Annotated in this window: 15 protein-coding genes; 4 read left to right on the forward strand and 11 right to left on the reverse strand. The window is 54.1% G+C overall.

The window, feature by feature from the left end; genetic code table 11:
• Positions 1-148: 148 nt before the first annotated feature.
• Complete coding sequence (locus tag SH287x_RS14305; protein ID WP_479515003.1) at positions 149-1,117, reverse strand: dihydrodipicolinate synthase family protein; 969 nt, start codon at positions 1,115-1,117, stop codon at positions 149-151.
• A gap of 50 nt (positions 1,118-1,167) precedes the next feature.
• Positions 1,168-1,623: a bis(5'-nucleosyl)-tetraphosphatase gene (locus SH287x_RS14310; RefSeq protein WP_479515004.1), complete on the reverse strand. Its 456-nt coding sequence runs from the start codon at positions 1,621-1,623 to the stop codon at positions 1,168-1,170.
• Between the two features lie 414 nt (positions 1,624-2,037).
• Here SH287x_RS14310 and SH287x_RS14315 point away from each other — a divergent pair, with 414 nt between their 5' ends.
• The 3 genes from SH287x_RS14315 (at position 2,038) to SH287x_RS14325 (ending at position 5,438) form a co-directional block, all read left to right on the forward strand.
• Entirely contained in the window at positions 2,038-2,655 is a 618-nt protein-coding gene (locus SH287x_RS14315; RefSeq protein WP_479515005.1) for a superoxide dismutase, read from the forward strand.
• A 228-nt stretch (positions 2,656-2,883) separates the two neighbouring features.
• On the forward strand, positions 2,884-4,017 hold the full coding sequence (locus tag SH287x_RS14320; RefSeq protein ID WP_479515006.1) for a GTP-binding protein: 1,134 nt from the start codon (positions 2,884-2,886) through the stop codon (positions 4,015-4,017).
• A 182-nt stretch (positions 4,018-4,199) separates the two neighbouring features.
• Entirely contained in the window at positions 4,200-5,438 is a 1,239-nt protein-coding gene (locus tag SH287x_RS14325) for a radical SAM/SPASM domain-containing protein (RefSeq protein ID WP_479515007.1), read from the forward strand.
• A gap of 46 nt (positions 5,439-5,484) precedes the next feature.
• Here the strand turns inward: SH287x_RS14325 and SH287x_RS14330 are convergent, their stop codons facing one another.
• From SH287x_RS14330 to SH287x_RS14355, 6 genes are all read right to left on the reverse strand, one after another.
• Positions 5,485-5,736, reverse strand: a complete 252-nt coding sequence (locus tag SH287x_RS14330) for a hypothetical protein (RefSeq protein ID WP_479515008.1) — start codon at positions 5,734-5,736, stop codon at positions 5,485-5,487.
• Positions 5,736-6,797 carry an NAD-dependent epimerase/dehydratase family protein gene (locus SH287x_RS14335; protein ID WP_479515009.1) on the reverse strand — a complete coding sequence of 354 codons (1,062 nt, stop codon included), beginning with the start codon at positions 6,795-6,797 and terminating at the stop codon, positions 5,736-5,738. The genes SH287x_RS14330 and SH287x_RS14335 overlap by 1 nt, the downstream gene beginning before the upstream one ends.
• Positions 6,797-7,918 (reverse strand): undecaprenyldiphospho-muramoylpentapeptide beta-N-acetylglucosaminyltransferase, encoded by a 1,122-nt coding sequence (gene murG, locus SH287x_RS14340; protein ID WP_479515010.1) that lies wholly within the window; start codon positions 7,916-7,918, stop codon positions 6,797-6,799. Before murG ends, SH287x_RS14335 begins: the two co-directional genes overlap by 1 nt.
• Before the next feature lie 363 nt (positions 7,919-8,281).
• Positions 8,282-10,819, reverse strand: a complete 2,538-nt coding sequence (locus SH287x_RS14345; RefSeq protein ID WP_479515011.1) for a WD40 repeat domain-containing serine/threonine protein kinase — start codon at positions 10,817-10,819, stop codon at positions 8,282-8,284.
• A 2-nt stretch (positions 10,820-10,821) separates the two neighbouring features.
• Positions 10,822-11,430, reverse strand: coding sequence for an RNA polymerase sigma factor (locus tag SH287x_RS14350; RefSeq protein WP_479515012.1), 609 nt, complete (start codon positions 11,428-11,430; stop codon positions 10,822-10,824).
• A gap of 298 nt (positions 11,431-11,728) precedes the next feature.
• Complete coding sequence (locus SH287x_RS14355) at positions 11,729-12,028, reverse strand: hypothetical protein (RefSeq protein ID WP_479515013.1); 300 nt, start codon at positions 12,026-12,028, stop codon at positions 11,729-11,731.
• Between the two features lie 732 nt (positions 12,029-12,760).
• On the opposite strand from SH287x_RS14355, the gene SH287x_RS14360 reads away from it, so the two are divergent.
• Positions 12,761-14,074: an outer membrane protein assembly factor BamB family protein gene (locus SH287x_RS14360; protein WP_479515014.1), complete on the forward strand. Its 1,314-nt coding sequence runs from the start codon at positions 12,761-12,763 to the stop codon at positions 14,072-14,074.
• Between the two features lie 137 nt (positions 14,075-14,211).
• Here SH287x_RS14360 and SH287x_RS14365 read toward each other — a convergent pair whose 3' ends face one another.
• The 3 genes from SH287x_RS14365 to SH287x_RS14375 form a co-directional block, all read right to left on the reverse strand.
• Positions 14,212-14,652 (reverse strand): carboxypeptidase-like regulatory domain-containing protein, encoded by a 441-nt coding sequence (locus SH287x_RS14365; RefSeq protein ID WP_479515015.1) that lies wholly within the window; start codon positions 14,650-14,652, stop codon positions 14,212-14,214.
• A 187-nt stretch (positions 14,653-14,839) separates the two neighbouring features.
• Entirely contained in the window at positions 14,840-15,880 is a 1,041-nt protein-coding gene (locus SH287x_RS14370) for a DUF1559 domain-containing protein (protein WP_479515016.1), read from the reverse strand.
• Between the two features lie 575 nt (positions 15,881-16,455).
• Positions 16,456-17,133, reverse strand: a complete 678-nt coding sequence (locus SH287x_RS14375) for a CvpA family protein (RefSeq protein ID WP_479515017.1) — start codon at positions 17,131-17,133, stop codon at positions 16,456-16,458.
• Between the last annotated feature and the right edge of the window lie 62 nt (positions 17,134-17,195).

Raw genomic sequence — 17,195 nt, forward strand, 5'->3', positions numbered from 1 at the left:
AAAACCAATGCGACGCGAGATGAGAAGTGGTCTTCGATCGGGAAGGGAAGAGAGATCAACCCGCATTGTACCCGGAAATTTGCGAGGAACTAAGACTTTCCTTTGAATGAAGCGCGACCTTTATCGCCGCTTTTCAACCAGCAGGTGATTATTCATCTACCAGAGAGACCCCCATCATCAACGCAATTTCCCTTAAAACAGGAACATCTGTTTCCGGACGAGTGGGGCTGCCAGGATAAGCCAGATCGGCTTTTGCCCAACCTCGCATTTTGAAGAATTGAGCAGCCGAGTGCTTATAAGCGGCTCCGGGAGAACGAAAAGTGAACGCCCCCAGATACTGCAACTGATCATTCAGCTCATAAAAACGGGGATCACCCGTCCTCCAGTATTCGTCTCTTTGAGCAAAGAGTTCGGGCGCAAAAGTGCTCAAACCCAGCAGGTAATCACTGCCATACATGACCATATCGATGGCAAGATCGTTCCCCGTGTATAGCACAAAGTCGGGACGTTCACGATCGCGCACAATGAGTCGTTCAAATTCTGGCAATCGATGAAATGACGAATGCTTCGCACCAATACATTGCCTGATTTTGAGCAGCTCACCGAACGTTTCCAGGTCATAGACCTTGCCGAAGCGTGCCAGATCGGTCGTCAGCTCAAACCCCAGAAATTGATCGCACCGGGCAGCCAGTTGTTCATAGCGGGGCAGGATTTCATCGCCCGTACCACTGGTCAGACCAAACGATTGAAAGACAATGGGCAAGCCGCCCGCATGGGCAATCTTTTCCATGCGTTCCGCATAGTGAGCAAGCTGAAAAGCCGCACCGGGTTCGTCACCAACAAAAGCACCAGCAATGAAGGGCTTGCCTCCCAGAATCGCCTTTGTGCGACTGAGCACTTCCTCTTCCAGCGTCACGCCCAGCAGGTTGACATACCCCGTATCCATATTGACTGCGGGAGTCAGCCCCGCTTGCGCAGTACGGACAAGGTGCGCCTCCCACGCCAGCCAGTCAACGGTTCGTTCATCCTGCATAGGCAGGAGAATCGCCGACGCCCCTTTCAGAGTACGGCGAGGCTTAATCATGGAAAGCGGATCAATTGTTGAATGTGCCGACATCGGGATTTCACCAACGAGAACGGTGAGAGGACAGAACATCTGTCCCGGATTCAAGGGGTTAGAGGGTCAACGCGAAGAACGTGGGGGTTTTCCACGAAGTGGGCTTCGATTTTGCTCAGCAAAGGGTTGATCGTATATCGTTGAATGTGATGCGGTGGCGTCCAGAGCCGCCATTCATAGCCAACATGTTCAGTGAGCTTGAGGGGACGATCACGGTTCAACCACCCCAGATAAATCATGAGCGTCTTCTCGACTGGCTCCGGGCCGAATCGGGCTTCAACAGGATGATAAGTCTCGGAATACCAGAACGTCGGGTCTAAAGCCACGTCCGTTCGCGGGATGCCTGTTTCCTCTTCCATTTCCCGCAGAGCACATTGCAGATCGTCTTCGCCTTCTTCAAGGTGGCCCTTGGGAAGATCGAATCGATGGCGGTGCTTGAGCAGCAGAAAGGTTAAATGAGGAGATTTACGAAACAGGATGACTCCGCACGCCCTGACTTGTCGCATGCTTGATTGTCTCCCTGTGATCAAGTTTGACTCCGTGAGAAAACACGTTGCCAAACGACTTGTGATGTGCGTGATGAATATCGACTGACAGGAATTCGACGGTGTTGCCTGACTCCTGATTTCTGACCATGGACTATATCGTCGGAAAGCGATTGTGGCGAATGATCCCGGAAACAGAGAAGATCCCCGTTTCGCGACAATGCCCCTGATGTTGGTTGTTCGGAAAATTTGGCGCCATAGAATGAACGAGTCGATGCGCAACTGATGCTGACCGCTCATCGACAGCCTTCGGGGTTCACCCAAAGAGAACATCACTCTGACTGCCTTGTCAATTTGCCCGTGGGAATGAGCCAATTCTCGGGCCTTCACCGAAATGTCTCGTTCACAGAAACTGTCAACTGAGGAGATTCTTTGATGCCTTTCACATTACCAGCGCTGCCCTACGCCCCCAGTGCCCTTGAGCCGCACATTGACTCCCAGACGATGGAAATCCATCATGGGAAACATCATCAGGCTTATATCAACAACGCCAACAAGGCCCTGGAAGCACATCCCGAATTGGGATCGCTGACGGCTGAACAACTGATTTCCGATCTGGCCAAAGTTCCCGAAGGGATTCGTACTGCCATCCGTAACAATGCGGGGGGGCATGCCAATCATTCACTCTTCTGGACGGTGCTTTCTCCTGAAGGTGGCGGAAAGCCAACCGGAGCTCTCGAAGCCGCGATCAATCATACGTTTGGAACGTTTGACGCATTCAAGGAAAAGTTCATTGCCGCCGCCACGACCCGCTTTGGCAGCGGTTGGGCCTGGTTGAGTGTTGATTCCAAGGGCGGGCTGGTTATTGAAAGCACCGCCAATCAGGACAGCCCACTCATGGAAGGTCGCACGCCGATCCTGGGGCTGGACGTTTGGGAACACGCCTACTACCTCAAATATCAGAATCGCCGGCCAGATTACATCGGCGCTTTCTGGAATGTGGTGAACTGGCCAGAAGTCTCCCTTCGCTTTGCCGCTGCTGGTGGAAAATAAACCTCCAGCCGGGTCACCGTGAAAATGGTTTGATGAATCAGGGCAGAACTGGCCAACCAGCCGAAGAAGATACCTGAGCCATTTTATCATCAATTCGCGATGTTTTTGCGTGGCATGCCTGTGGCTCTCACAGGCATGCCTTTCGCACCTCATACGAAATTTCAGTTTGCGTCAGACGCTTCTCTCAGACTGACACCTGCTTGACCAACATGCTTCGGAGACACGCCCATGCCTTGTCCCCCAGTCGCTCCGGCGGAACCTCCCCGGACAATCCGGTTCATCATGGTCGGCGGGTTTCTGGGGGCGGGAAAAACAACCACATTGGCCCGGCTGGCTCGCCAGTTCATCAGCGAAGGGAAGAGCGTCGGGATTGTCACCAATGACCAGGCGACAGATCTGGTGGATACCAACTCGTTGAGGTCGCAAGGCTTTGACGTGGGAGAAGTCGCAGGGGCCTGCTTCTGCTGCTATTTCAATGAACTGATTGCCACGCTGGGCCGGCTCGATCAATCGAACGCCCCGGAGATCATTCTGGCTGAACCCGTGGGAAGCTGCACAGATCTCGTGGCCACAGTGGTGCAACCGCTGAAGCAATTGTACGCCGCTAAATTTTCCATCGCCCCTTATGCCGTTTTGCTGAAACCCTCTCATGGCCTGAAAGTGCTTCGCGGCGAAGGGGGTGGCTTCTCTCCGAAAGCGGCCTATATCCTGGAAAAGCAACTGGAAGAGGCTGACGCCATTCTGGTCAATCGCTGTGATGAGCTTTCCCCAGACCAACTGCAGGAATTAATGACACTGGTCAAAGCCAGAACACCGGCAACGCCCGTGTTGCGAGTCAGTGCCAAGACCGGAGAAGGTTTTGACGCTTACCACGAACTCCTGCAACAGGATGGCGTTTTTGGACGAAAGATTCTGGAAATCGACTATGATATCTACGCCGAGGGAGAAGCCGAACTGGGCTGGCTCAACACCAGCGTCACCATTTCCAGTCCCCGGCCTGTTGCTCTCGATGCGCTTTTGCTGGCGATTATCAACCTGTTGAAAGTTCAGTTTGCCACAGCCGGAGCAGAGACGGCTCACCTTAAAGCGATTGGACTGTGGGAAGGCTTTTTTGGCGTGGCGAATCTCACAAGTAGTGACGGTTCCGTGGAACTCTCGTTGCCATCGAATTGTCAGGTGCAGCAAGCCGAAGTGGTCATCAATGCACGAGTCGCGATTGATCCAGAAGACCTGCAAAGCTGCGTGACCAACAGCCTGGCCCGTGTGTCGGAAGAATTCGGAATCGCGATTGAATTAAGGCAAACACAAAGTTTTCGTCCCGGCCGCCCCCAGCCGACCCATCGGCTGGCGACAAGTGTTTAATCCCCCTCACAAAGCCTGTTGTATTTGTGTTTGTGTGTTTGAAAACTCTGTTTGCTTCGTCAGATTCAGTAGCATCAGCAGCAGTTTTGCGAGAGCTTGTATATGAAAAAACCTTCCTCAGAACACTGATGAAAATCACTGCTTGAGAAAGACTCTGATCCGATCGTTTTTCAGGCCATCCTATGTATCTCGAATTTGCCGCACGATTACTGACCGTGACTGATAAACGACTCGCCTGGAAGTTGGCGTGGAACATGGGAGTCAAAGGAGGACTCTCCGTTTTCAGATTCAAACAACGGCTGAAGCAGGGAGAGAGCTTTCCTCCGTTCCTTTATATTTCGATCATCAATAGCTGCAACCTTCGTTGTCAGGGGTGCTGGGTGGATGTGGCCGCCAAGCAGCAGGCTATGAGTGTTGAAGCCGCCAACCGCCTGATTAACGATGCCAAGAAAGAAGGGAACAGCTTCTTTGGGATTGTGGGGGGCGAACCGTTCATGCACCCGCATCTTCTGGAAATTCTGGCTAGCCATCCTGATTGCTATTTCCAGGTCTTCACCAACGGCCACTTCATCACTAAAGAGGTCGCGAGGAAGCTGAGGCAGATGGGAAATGTGACCCCTCTGATCAGCGTCGAAGGAACAGAAATTATCAGCGATGAACGTCGCGGACGGACGGGCGTGCTCAGCAAGACCATGGCCGGGTTAGAGAACTGCCTTCAACAGCGGTTGGTGGTTGGCGTCTGCACGAGCATCTGCAAAACGAACATCGACGACCTGTTGACGGAAGCCTGGGTCGATCGGTTGATTGAAATGGGTGTGCTTTACACGTGGTTTCATGTGTATCGCCCCATGGGCCCCGACCCACAGCCTCAGCTTTGCCTGTCACAGGAAGAACAACTGCGGATCCGTCGGTTTGTGGTGAATATCCGGGCGACCAAGCCCATCGGAGTGGTCGACGCATATTATGATGGAGAAGGCCAGGCGCTCTGCCCGGCCGCCACGGGAATTTCGCACCATATCAGCCCCTGGGGCGGGATTGAGCCTTGCCCGATCGTGCAGTTTGCCAAGGACTCCATCCATGACGAACGCCCGATTCGGGAAGTCTTTCGTCAGTCGGTCTTCCTTCAGGATTTTCGCAAACTGGCAGCCTCTTCAACACGAGGCTGCATTGTGCTTGAGCGGCCTGATCTGCTCAAACGCCTGGTAGAAGATCATCAGGCGCCCGATGGAACCGTTCGCAAAACAGCGCTGGCCGAGCTGGAAGCCATGCAGAAACTTCCCTCGCAAGGGACTTCCACACCGGATCAGTTGATCCCGGAAAAAAGCTGGGCCTACCGGATCGCCAAACGACTCTTCTTCAATGACTTCGGAGTCTACAAAAAAGCCGCTCAGCAGCCGCATCCCTACATGACTCAGCCGTAAGCCTCTGCCTCTGCACTGACTTGGAAACGGGTCTAAGCCACCAGGTCTAATGCCACCAGGTCAGATACCAATCCAGCAGTTCGCCATAGATCGGGCAGAGCTGGCATTGAACTTGAAGTGGCACGTAGACTCCCAGCCACCAGGGCGACCGCAAGCCCCAAAGTGCGCCGTACCATGACCAGAAAAACGGGCCTAGCGAAAACGCATAAGGAATAAAGCCCCAGACCAGAATCCCTTCCCAGGAAAAGGCCCAGTCCGTCACAGACTTTCTTGTCAACGAGCGATACCACGCCAGCATCAGGCAGACTTTCGCTCAGGTGATAATTGGGCTGATTGAGACGGATGGCTGGCCAAATACTCTGCGACAGCCTCTCGCATCGCTTCCTGAAAATCGACCTGAGGCTGGTAACCCAACTCCATCTGTGCACGATGAGAACTGAAGTCCAGATTCAAGCCCAGAAATTTGATGCGTGCGCCGGAGAGCAGGGGGGCCTCCTTCATTCCACGCCATCGCCACACGGTTTCTAACGTGTGAGCCAAAACTTTGGCGACGCCCAGCGGAACCACTTTCTTGGGAAGTGGCAGACTTGCTGCCTTGGCAACGGTTTCCACAAACTCCCGCTTGGTCACCAGCCGACCATCGGTCACATGAAAAATTCGTCCGGGCGGAATTGTCTGCTCCAATGCCAGGTCAATCGCCTGTGTCAGGTTGTGAACCGACGTGTTATTGATCAGCTTTTCTGGTGTTCCCAGATAAGCGAACTGTCGAGTCGCCAGCTTCTCCATCAGTCGCGGTAAGACGGAGCGATCCCCCGGCCCATAAATGAAACCCGGCCTCAAAATGACTGCTGGAAAGTTCTCCCGGCTGGCCATCCCGGAGACCAACTGCTCCGATTCAATTTTCGTGAGTGTGTAACCGTCAATCCCACTGGTAGAGACCGGCACTTCTTCATTGGTGCCGTAATGGTCTTTGGCAGGAAAAACGCCCAACGAGCTGATATGCACAAACTTTTGAAAGCCAGGCTCTTTGGCAGCGGCTTCAGCGAGAACACGAGTCCCTTCGACATTCACCCGACGATAATCTTCGGTCGCGCCCCAGTCACCCACCTTGGCCGCACAATGCACAACCGACGTGATGCCTCGAGCCGCCGCTTGCAGGCTGGCGGCGTTTTCCATATCACCCCGGGCGAACTGAAGCGTCGGAAACTCTGCCTGGGAGAAAATCTGCCGGGCGCCATTTTCATCCCGCACCAGCGCCCGCACATTCCAACCGCGTGAGAAGGCCCACGAGATCACATGACGACCCACCAGTCCGGTGGCCCCCGTGACGAGCAGTGTTTTTCCAGTTGTCTGATCCATCAGGCAGCTTCCTTGGCAATTTCAGTGACTTCGATAATCTCGCGGGAAATCCGTTCGGTGGCGCTGCCCCTGGCCCAACTGCGTGCTGCCTGAGACATCGTTTCCCGTTTGGCATAATCACCAATCAGTGACGTCAGTGCAGCCTCAAGTTGCCGGGTTGTTTCCAGAACATCAGCGGCTTGTTCCACCACCAGTGACGCGTGACGCCTGGCGAAACTTTCAGCGTTTCTCAACTGGTGGCCGTCAGATGATTCCGGATAAGGGACAAGGATCGAAGGAATCCCGGCACACGCCAATTCGGAAAGCGTGGTAGCTCCCGAGCGGGCAATCGCCAGACCGGCACGGGAATAGACCGGCACCATGTCCTTCATAAACGCATGCACTTCACAAGGCAGCGAACGACGGGCATAACGGGCTTTCAGTGCCACTTCCTGACGCGGGCCTGACTGGTGAATGACGTCCCACCCTTGCAGCAAGTCACGGTTTTGTTCAAACAGAAGTGCCACCGCTTCATTCAGTCGGTCGGCTCCCTGACTGCCGCCAAGAATGATCAGCGTTCGTCGTTCTTCGCTATAAGGGGTGCCGGCGAGTGCCTGGATCTCGGGACGAAGCGGATTGCCTGTGACAATGACTTTTGCTGTCCGAGGCAGCATGGCCCGGGTTTCATCAAAGGTCACGCAGATCGCATGCGCCCGGCGTGCCATGCACCGCGTGGCCCGACCGGGGATCGTGTTCTGTTCTAATAAAAGATAAGGAATCTCACGCCGACGAGCCGCCAGAATCATGGGGACGCTGGCATACCCACCCAGCCCCACAACCACATTCGGCTTGAACTGATCGACAATCCGTAAGGCAGAACGCCAGGCGGAAAAACTCCGGCTCAAAAAGCGAATCGGGGATTGCCACAAATTACGAAGCGGCTCTGAAGGAAGCGTCGTTTGCTCATAGGGACTGGAAGCCAGGATCTCCCGCTCCAGAGGGCGTTCGGTTCCTGCGAACAAAAAACGGGCCTTGGGGCACATGGCCTCAATGGCCTGAGCGGTTGCGATTCCAGGGAACAGATGCCCGCCTGTTCCACCCCCCGCAAAGAGGATCCGAGGTGTCCGGCGGGTCGACTTCATTCCGCCCACCTCTTCATCAGGGACGAAACGAAAAGCTCAGAGGGCGCGCACCAGAAGCGTGTTCTGCCTGTTTCAGAAACATTCCCGGCGAATACAGACCATCGGATGAGCGAAGTCTGTCCGACGTGCTGTGTGCTGAATGGTGTTGAGGGCTGCATACAAGACCCACTCCTTGAGTGAAATCGTTGTACACCTCCCGTCTCATTTCAGCAATCAACCCGGCCTTTGTCCCTGGGATCAGGGACAGAACAGATGACTGTCTTCAGCATTTTACCGTGTTTTTCCAGCAACAGGTTCTTACTTACCCTGTGATTGGCCACTGTTAATTTGCGAAAAGCCACTGGCGACCTCATCAGAGGAGAGTTACTCCCCAGCGGCTGGAGGCAGCACAGAAGGGACAGGCCATTCACGGGTAATACCATCTCGACCTGTCGCTAAGACGGACTTCCCATCACTCGTGAATTTGACTGAGTACATGGTCCCCGACTGATCGTCATAGGTGGCCACTGGAGTCATCGTGTCCAGGTTCCACAACCGCAGAACACGGTCTTCGCCAACCGAAGCCACCAGATGAGAATCAGGAGAACAATCCAACGACCAGATGTCGGCAGTATGCCCTTCCAGATTGCCCAGGTTGGCACCGGTTGAAGTCTCCCAGACATGTAACCGCTTGTCCCAGCCACCAGTCACAATTTTCTGATCGTCGGCTGTAAAGCCCACACTGTAGACACCACCTGTGTGGCCCGTCATTTCCAGCAGTAACGAACCGCTGGCGGCATCCCACAGACAGACATTCTTGTCACCGCCACCGGAAACCAGATATTGGCCATCATGCGACCACCCCACCGAGACCACGCCACTCGTATGGCCGGGAGTCATGGCCAGTCGTTCCCTGGTATCGACATCCCAGATCTCGACCTGCCCCGTCCGTGTTCCCACGGCCAGACGATGCCCCTTGGGTGCAAACTGTAACGTTCTGACCGGCCCCGAGGCTTTCAATGTTTCCTTTAACTGACGCGTGGCCAGATCAAAGATCTTGACGCTGCCATCATCGCCACCGCCGGCAAAATACTTCCCATCCGTGGAAACGCTCACGCCCCACACCGGGCCACTGAAAGCCTGAACGGTGCCGAGAACACGATGCTGATCGCGATTCCAGATCCGAATGGTGCCGTCATCAATCGCTGTGAGAAGTTGTTTTCCATCAGCCGTCACAGCCAATGCCCAGACTGGCCCGGCACTCGTGGTGTAAGTCTGCGCGGGCTTCGTGCGAATCGCCCGACCATTGGCAGTGCCAGTAACACTGATGTCAGAACCAGCTTCAGAGGCAGGGACTCCCGCGGCCGATCCTAATGGAAGAATACTCGCCGATTGCGTCCCCCCCGAACCAACACTTCCAGACTGCCAGTACCAGAAACTGACAGCAGAGAGAGTCAGCATCATCCCTCCCACAATGCCGCCAATCAACGCCAGCAATCGGTTGCGAGCATGCCGCCGCTCTGCTTGCCGGCAGGTCAACGAAGTCTCATTGAACGCATCTCCTGCCACAGAGGGTAATTGAAGCGGCGAAAGGTGTTCTAACTGCTGGTACTTTGATCCCAGAATATGGGCCACTTCAGCCGCCGAGCTGTAGCGGTCATCACGATTCCGCTTGAGGAGATTTCCAATCACTTCAACCAGCCATGAAGGAATATCCGCATTAAGCTGACTGATGGGCCGTGCGTTTTCTTCGGTGATTTTACGCAGAATCGCCAGGGGCGTCGTCCCCGAGAACGGTGGCACACCCGTGCACATCTCGTACATCACCGCCCCCAGGCTGAACAGGTCTGACCGTTCATCGACCTCTTCACCCAGTGCCTGCTCAGGCGCCATGTAAAGCGGTGTCCCAGTCACAAATCCCGTCTGGGTCAGTTTCACATCCTCAACGCACCGGGCCAGACCGAAGTCGGTTAATTTGACCCGACCACTGGGGCCTTCCAGAAGAATGTTTCCTGGTTTGACATCACGGTGAATCAGGCCCTCCGCATGCGCCGCCGCCAGGCCAGCCGACACCTGCATGCCAATCCGTACGATGTCTCGCAGGGGGAGTCGATGCTCTTTAGCAATTCGTGCTTCCAGCGTGGTTCCCTGAACCAGCTGCATGACCAGAAATGGCAGGTCACTATTGGCGGATGTTTCCACATGATGCAGGGAAACCACATGTTCGTGCGTAATCGCAGCGGCTGCTCGGGCTTCTCGACAGAAGCGCAGACGGGCGGTTTCATTCGAGGCCAGTTCAGGATCAAGTACCTTAATCGCGACCGCTCGCTGCAATCGCGTATCAAACGCTTCCAGAACAACACCCATCCCGCCTCGACCGATCACGCGGGAAATATCAAAATGCGACAACCGGCCCAGATAAGCCGGGTCAACAGGTGGTGACAGAAAATCGAGTTTTAATTCTCCACGACTGGGATGGGAAAAGTTGTTCCCTGACGCCGTTGAGGAACTCTCGCCGTTCAAGCTGCTTAATGGGTTGGGAAGCGGGCTGATTTCGGGAATGAACGTCTCAGCCAGATCGACTTCCACTTCACGCAGCGCAGGCCAATAGGCCGATCCCGATTCAGGAACGGCTTGATCAACATGTTGACAGATGCGACCCATTTTTCGGCCAAGAGCACAGTCGCCCGTCGCCAGCTTTTCCAGCGCGTTCTGGCAATGGACACAATGATCCAGATGGCAAATACAGACTTCCTGCTGCTGCGAATCAAGTGTTCCCAGCATGACCTGACGAAGCTGCTCGATTGAAGGGCAAGGGGAATCGCAGGTCTTCACGTTGGTGCTTGATGTGGATCGAACGGAGACCGACGAACCATCCCCGGTCAGATTCTGCTTTGGATGATTTGTAGGTTGTGCTGACATGCTTACGCTTCCTCTTCGTCAATCAGTCGCTGAACCTGCTCTTTGAGGCGAGCGAGCACCCGGCTTTTTGCCACATAGACCGCGCCACTCGACATTCCGAGCCGATCGCCGACATCTGCTGCGGATTCCCCCAGCACAGCCGTTCCCCAGAATGCTTCCCAGGTATTGGGCTGAAACTCGCCTTTGATCTTCTCAATCGCAATGCCCGCCAGCCGCCGTCGATACTCGTCTTCCCAGGATTCTTCGAGCGTGTTGTCGTCCGAAGGCGTCGCCTGAAGCATCTCGTGAGCTGCTGTATCACCTGCCGCTTTCGGTTTATTCTTCCGTGAGGCCAACAAGTTAAACACTTTGTTGCGGGCAATAGTGAATAGCCATCCGCGAAAACTTCCTTTCGCGCTATCGTAGTCCAATCGACCAATTGCCGAAGAAACCGACCGGAGCGTGTCCTGCATCACATCAGCCGCATCCGCATCCTGAAGCCCGCGCCCGCGAGCAAAACGATAAATGACGGGGCCATACAACTCGGCAAACTGCTGCCAGGCTGTCCGATCGGCGGTATCACGTAAACGAATCAACAGGCTGACGCGTGTTAATGGAGAATTCTGGAGCACCCGGCACATCCCTCAAAGATGTTGGCTGGCTCGATCCGAGACAGATCGACGCCACCAGAGCGACCGATTCTATGGTCAATGCCATCAACAATCGATGACTGACCCAAAGATTCGGTGATTGTCTCAAAGAATTGTTACGCCGAAGCCCATCAAAAAGAGAGGCTCTTTTCAAAAAAGAACACAGCCGAAAAATTCATTAAGTCATTCCCAATGAGACACTTAACAAAATTTTCGGCTGCGAAAGCTGCTCAACGCCACGAAACGTGGGGCCACCGCCACTCTTTATGCGCAAGTCTTTTTATGGCAAGATGTTAGTAATCGGCTCTGTTTGAATGGCCACAGTTCCCGTTGTTGATGCCACAGAAGCATGGGGAACCGACAGCCACACGCCGGCAGCCAGCATGACCAATGCAGCCAATGCAAAAATTGCGACCCGCTGCAGGCGACGCGTATTCACTTCCTGGATCTGGCCAATCACTTCACGCCGTGCCGCAAGCTCAAGGCTTTGTGCCGCTTGCCAGGTATCTGTCCGAGTCGCCACCCAGTTTGGCAGCCGCGACTTGGTGTCGCTCAATAGCAATGTGGTATTCGTTTCCATTTTCCATCCGAGTACAAAGTCAACCGATGAGCACCTTCTTCGGCATCGCCGAACCGTCAGCCTCACCGTTTTTCACACGGGCACTCAACTCCAGATTTCTGCGTTGAGAACCACTGGCCCCCTCCCAACCCCTCATCTCCATTCGCGAACTGCTGATCCAACCCACCAACTCACTCAATGGACTCGCGGCTTCAGGAAAAGTTCACGTAGCAGGAAACTTCGCCGCTTGGCAACCCGTTGTTTCCTTCTCGAGAGACGGGTGCATCTCTCAAGTAAATCAGGAGATACGGCTGGAGACCGCTTCTTCGCAGATGTTCCGAGCACAGGAAACGTCCCAAAGTCAGACGCACAGGCCGCCCCTCGCCAATCTCGGTCTTTACCACACCGCGCCGGCTTGAGGGTGAATACCGGACAGCTTGAGCAATCTTTCAAGCCAATCAAAAACGCCCTGTCGAGATGCCTGAATAAAACGTAAGTGCCCAGATCCTGATGTGTTCGACAAGTCAGAACTGATGATCGATGGTGAACAATACAGGCCACAATGAAACGAAAAAAATCAATGTCGTTTTCCTGGAGAGAAGCCATATGATCTTCTCAGGAACGTGATGCACTCTGAGCAAACAGCGCCGGTTTGATCAGGTAAGCTTCATCGCATGAACTCATGCGGTTGTTGTTTTCTGCGTTCACACCATTGGCCTGATTTTTTTGCGAACATTACGGGTGACCATTTTCATGACAGGTTCTCGCCGATTCACTATTCAGGTTCTTGCCGCATTTCTCACGGTTTTCATTGGCTCGGCAGCCTCTTTTTTTGCTGTAGCAAAAGCTGCCGACAAAGCCATTGATGACTTTCCCGGACTAAATAGTGCGACTGACTGGCCCTGGTGGCGCGGGCCACAGCGCAATGGCCACGCCGTGAAGACTGCCAAGCCACCGGTGGAGTTCGGGAGCGAAGTGGCTGTCAAGTGGCGAACCGCCGTTCCCGGTCGCGGCCACGGCTCACCCATCATCGTCGGAGAACGCGTCTATCTGCCGACGGCGAACGAGTCGGAGCAAGGGCATTACGTTCTGGCTTTCGACCGCAAGACAGGCAAAAAGCTCTGGGAAACCGAGATCAATCGCGGTGGTTTTCCTGAAAATAATCACCCGAAAAACACAGAAGCGTCGCCCACGATTGCCTGTGATGGCGAACGACTTTTTGCCGCTTTCTATCATCACGATCAGGTTGAAATCATTGCCCTGGATCTTGAGGGAAAAGTCGTGTGGAGGAAATTCGCCGGTCGCTTTAAACCGCAGCGGTTTGAGTATGGTTACGCTCCCTCGCCACTGCTCTATCAGAACTCGGTGATCCTCTCAGCGGAGTGGGAAGGCGACAGCTTCATCACCGCGTTTGATCGTGCCACAGGTCGCTTGCTCTGGAAAACACCTCGAGAAGGGCTGCTCACATTCTCATCGCCGGTCATTGCTCATGTGGCCAGAAAAGATCAGTTACTGATCAGCGGGCAAGACAAAATCTCGTCCTATGATCCCGCCAGCGGGAAGCCTCTCTGGAGTACGCCGGGAACCACCACAGCCACCTGCGGCACAATCATCTGGGACAATGATCTGGTCGTGGGCAGCGGCGGCTATCCCAAAGCGGAAACCATCGCGATCAAAGCCGATGGCAGCGGCAAAGTTCTCTGGAAAAACAACCAGAAGTGCTATGAGCAATCGATGATTCTCATTGATGGCTTTGTCTATGCCTTCACCGATAACGGCATCATGTTCTGCTGGAATGCCAGAACGGGCAAAGAAATGTGGAAGCAGCGATTAACCGGCCCCGTCAGTGCCTCTCCCGTTTATGCCGGAGGCGTGATCTATTGGGCCAATGAATCAGGCACCATGTATGTCTTTAAGCCCAACACCAGAAAGTATGAGGAAGTGGCGAGAAACACACTGGGCAACAGCACATTTGCCAGCCCCGCCATCGTCGGGAAAGAGATCTTCCTGCGGGTCGGTGAAGAGGCGGGCGGCAACCGTCAGGAATGGCTCTATTGCCTGGAGTAAACTGATTCACACTGGTGCATTTCGCTGATGCTCAAGAAATCAACAACGACACGCCTCATCGCTCCGAGAGTCGTGTCGTTGTTGATCGGGCTTTATTCATCGCGCAGAGAGGGAAAGCCATCCTGTTTTTCATGAGATCAGCCGACGATTCGTCGGGCCTTCTCCAGAAGAAGATCGATGGAATTCTGTCCTTCATTCACAGGGACTCCCTCCTGAAACAGATAGTTTTCAGGGGGTAAGAATCCTGCATCTTGAGTTTCAGGAGTGTTTCCCGGCTTCGCCTTCGGATCGGGACGCAAGGGCATCTCAACTTTAACCGTGTGGGTTCCAATCACGGCCCCCAAGTGCCCGCTGGTGATTTTCAGTGAATAAGTGCCATCAGTCGCGGTGATGCCTGTGGAACTTGGCCCGCTACCGGGATTAAAAATAACCTTCGCATCGGCAACAGGCTCACCCTTCAGAGTAACTTTACCATTGACGGAGGACATCGGAGGAAGGGACTCAGAACTGCCGCATCCCATCATGCACAAAGCAATGATCAGCGGAGACACGCACATCGAACGGACAGTAAACTTCATATCGTTCAAGTTTCCTGAGAGAGTCAAACAATCGCCTTTGCCCGCAAACACCGGGGTGAGAAGTCGGCCCGAGAGACGTTTCAACTCGGCTACCCCGTTCTATTTTGTGTGATGACTGGCTTGAGGCAATTATGCTTTCAGCGAGCCAAAGGCGGGACGGCTTTTCTGTAAGCCCTGTAATGGGTGCTTAGAACTCGCCAACAGTCACGCCATCTGCCTTTGAGCAGATATTGGCCCAGGTTGGTTCATTCATGTTTTCTGACACGAATCGCACCGAGCCATCGGCCAGCAGAACGTGGGCGCCGCCGGTATGAGCAGACAGCACTTTTGTATTCCGATAATAAGGGTAAGTGCTGCGGGAAACGGCTGATTTGTCGTTAATCAGGCCGTGAGTGACTGTGATTCCATGCCACCAATCGGCTGTTCCTGCTGACCCGCCGTTCCACAGTCCACCCATGTATCCAAACGCACGGCAATCTTTTGTGGTGGGAGTACACGTCGGATCGCTGTTTGACTGCTCAGCCACCATGACCGTATTCGAGGTACCATCGGTGATTTTTGCGATGTCAACGGGTGGTACGCTGGTTTGATTCCCTGCGGAATCGTAGGCCGTGGCGGTAATGATCACGCCATTCCAATTCGCCCGGCCCATAGAACCACTCCAATGCGAGGGAACGGGGCAGCAACTATTGCTGTTGGCAGGGTCGTTGTTCGAGCCTGAAATGCCGACATAGTCGGAGATCTGAATGTTCGCCGAAGTTCCTGTCGCGATGCCAAGAGCCGTGGCTGTCGGGGCGTTAATGGTGTGGGGGCGGGTGGATGGCAACGGGTTGGAGGGACAATTCAAACCGGCAATTCGGGCTGTGGTCATCGTGACCCAGTTCCTTGCCACTCCATCCTGGGCACTGAAGTCATTGCCGTTGAATGTCAGTGTGTTGTAAGCGGGCGCCTGATCCATCATGGGCATAATTCGCACGATCCACGATGCGGATCGATTGCGTGTGGCCACCACCGCACTTTGTGGAAATGAGGCAATGGGAAACTGGCGATTCACATCGTGGTAGTTATGTAGTGCCAAGCCAATCTGCTTCAGATTATTGCGGCACTGCGTACGCCTGGCCGCTTCCCGAGCCTGCTGCACAGCCGGAAGAAGCAGGGCAATCAGAATCGCGATGATCGCAATCACCACCAGCAATTCAATCAGTGTGAAGCCTTGTCGTCTGTTCATGACCATGCCACTTCCTGCCAAGAAAAATAAAAAGAGAGAATCTCTGCGCGGGCGAACTCATTCTTCGGCCCCGTATCTCTACTCAGCAAATATGAAACCGCTGGGGCGATAAAATCTAACAATTGATTATACGCACGCGTTTCTGGAGAGATTTGAGAAAGCGCTGACCCTAACGTGATCACACAGACGGGTTCATCAGAGAAATGCGCAATCCACAATCTGTACTGAAATACCCTGCACATCTTTAACAAGGCAAGATGACATGCCCGATTGGTGTGCGATCTCTGCACAACAAATCATCAGCATGACTGACGAAATACAGCAGCCTATGTGAATGCGTTGCTGAGTCGTCTCTCAGGTCGTTATTTCTCAGGCCAGATGGCAATTGGCCTCACCATGGCATTCGTGCCTTGCTTGCGGCACTGAGCAAGCATGCTCTGCGAAACGAGGGAGGATCGACATTCGGCATGCTCACACAAAGCCGCAGCTTTGTCGCAAGCATCAAATGACGTTTCCTTCAACACGCAGTTGATCTCTAAAAAGCGGATCAACAACCCCGAGCGCATTCCGGAAGATTAGAAGCCGGGATTGGTGGAAACGGGTTGTCCACTTCCCTGTTGGACGGGTGCAGCCGCCGGAGCACCGGCCATTCCTCCAGAACCAATCCGCTGACGACGCGTCGCATAACGAATCGGGAACGAAGCCCATTCGGTATTCGGGTGATCCCCCAGCTTCATGCTGATGGAATCAAAGGCATGATTTCCACCACGTGACAGCGCATGTTCGGAAACATATTGCGTCAATCCCAGCCACTGACGATCAGGGGCGGCAATCCCGAAGAGGTTGGGACGTTCAGCCCGAAAACCCAGAAACTCTCGTGGCAACGCGGTGGTATGCAATGCCGTCAACAAAAAGGCCATCGTCAGATATCCGGTCAGAAATCCAAAGGCCCAGCGAAGAGGGTCATATGCCATGGGGATGACTTCAACATCCAGCTTGACAATCTGCTCAAAACCCACACGCAGCGCAAAGACGGCAGCAATGAAAATCCCCACCATCGCGATCGTGTCCGAGCGATTGGAAAAGAACGGATGCAGACCGTCGAGCAGCATGGCCAGCGGCTCAAAGAAATTCATGGCCACCAGACCAGCAATCAAAGTGCACCAGAACGTCACCACAGCAGACCACGCACCGTCGCTGGCCACGCACCAGGTGACAACGCCGAGAATCGCCAGAAGAAGAATATCGATCATAAAGAAAGCCTTGTCAGAATCGAAAACAGAAGAAGCAAAAATCAGAAATAAAGACCGACATT

Source organism: Planctopirus sp. SH287, assembly GCF_056500625.1.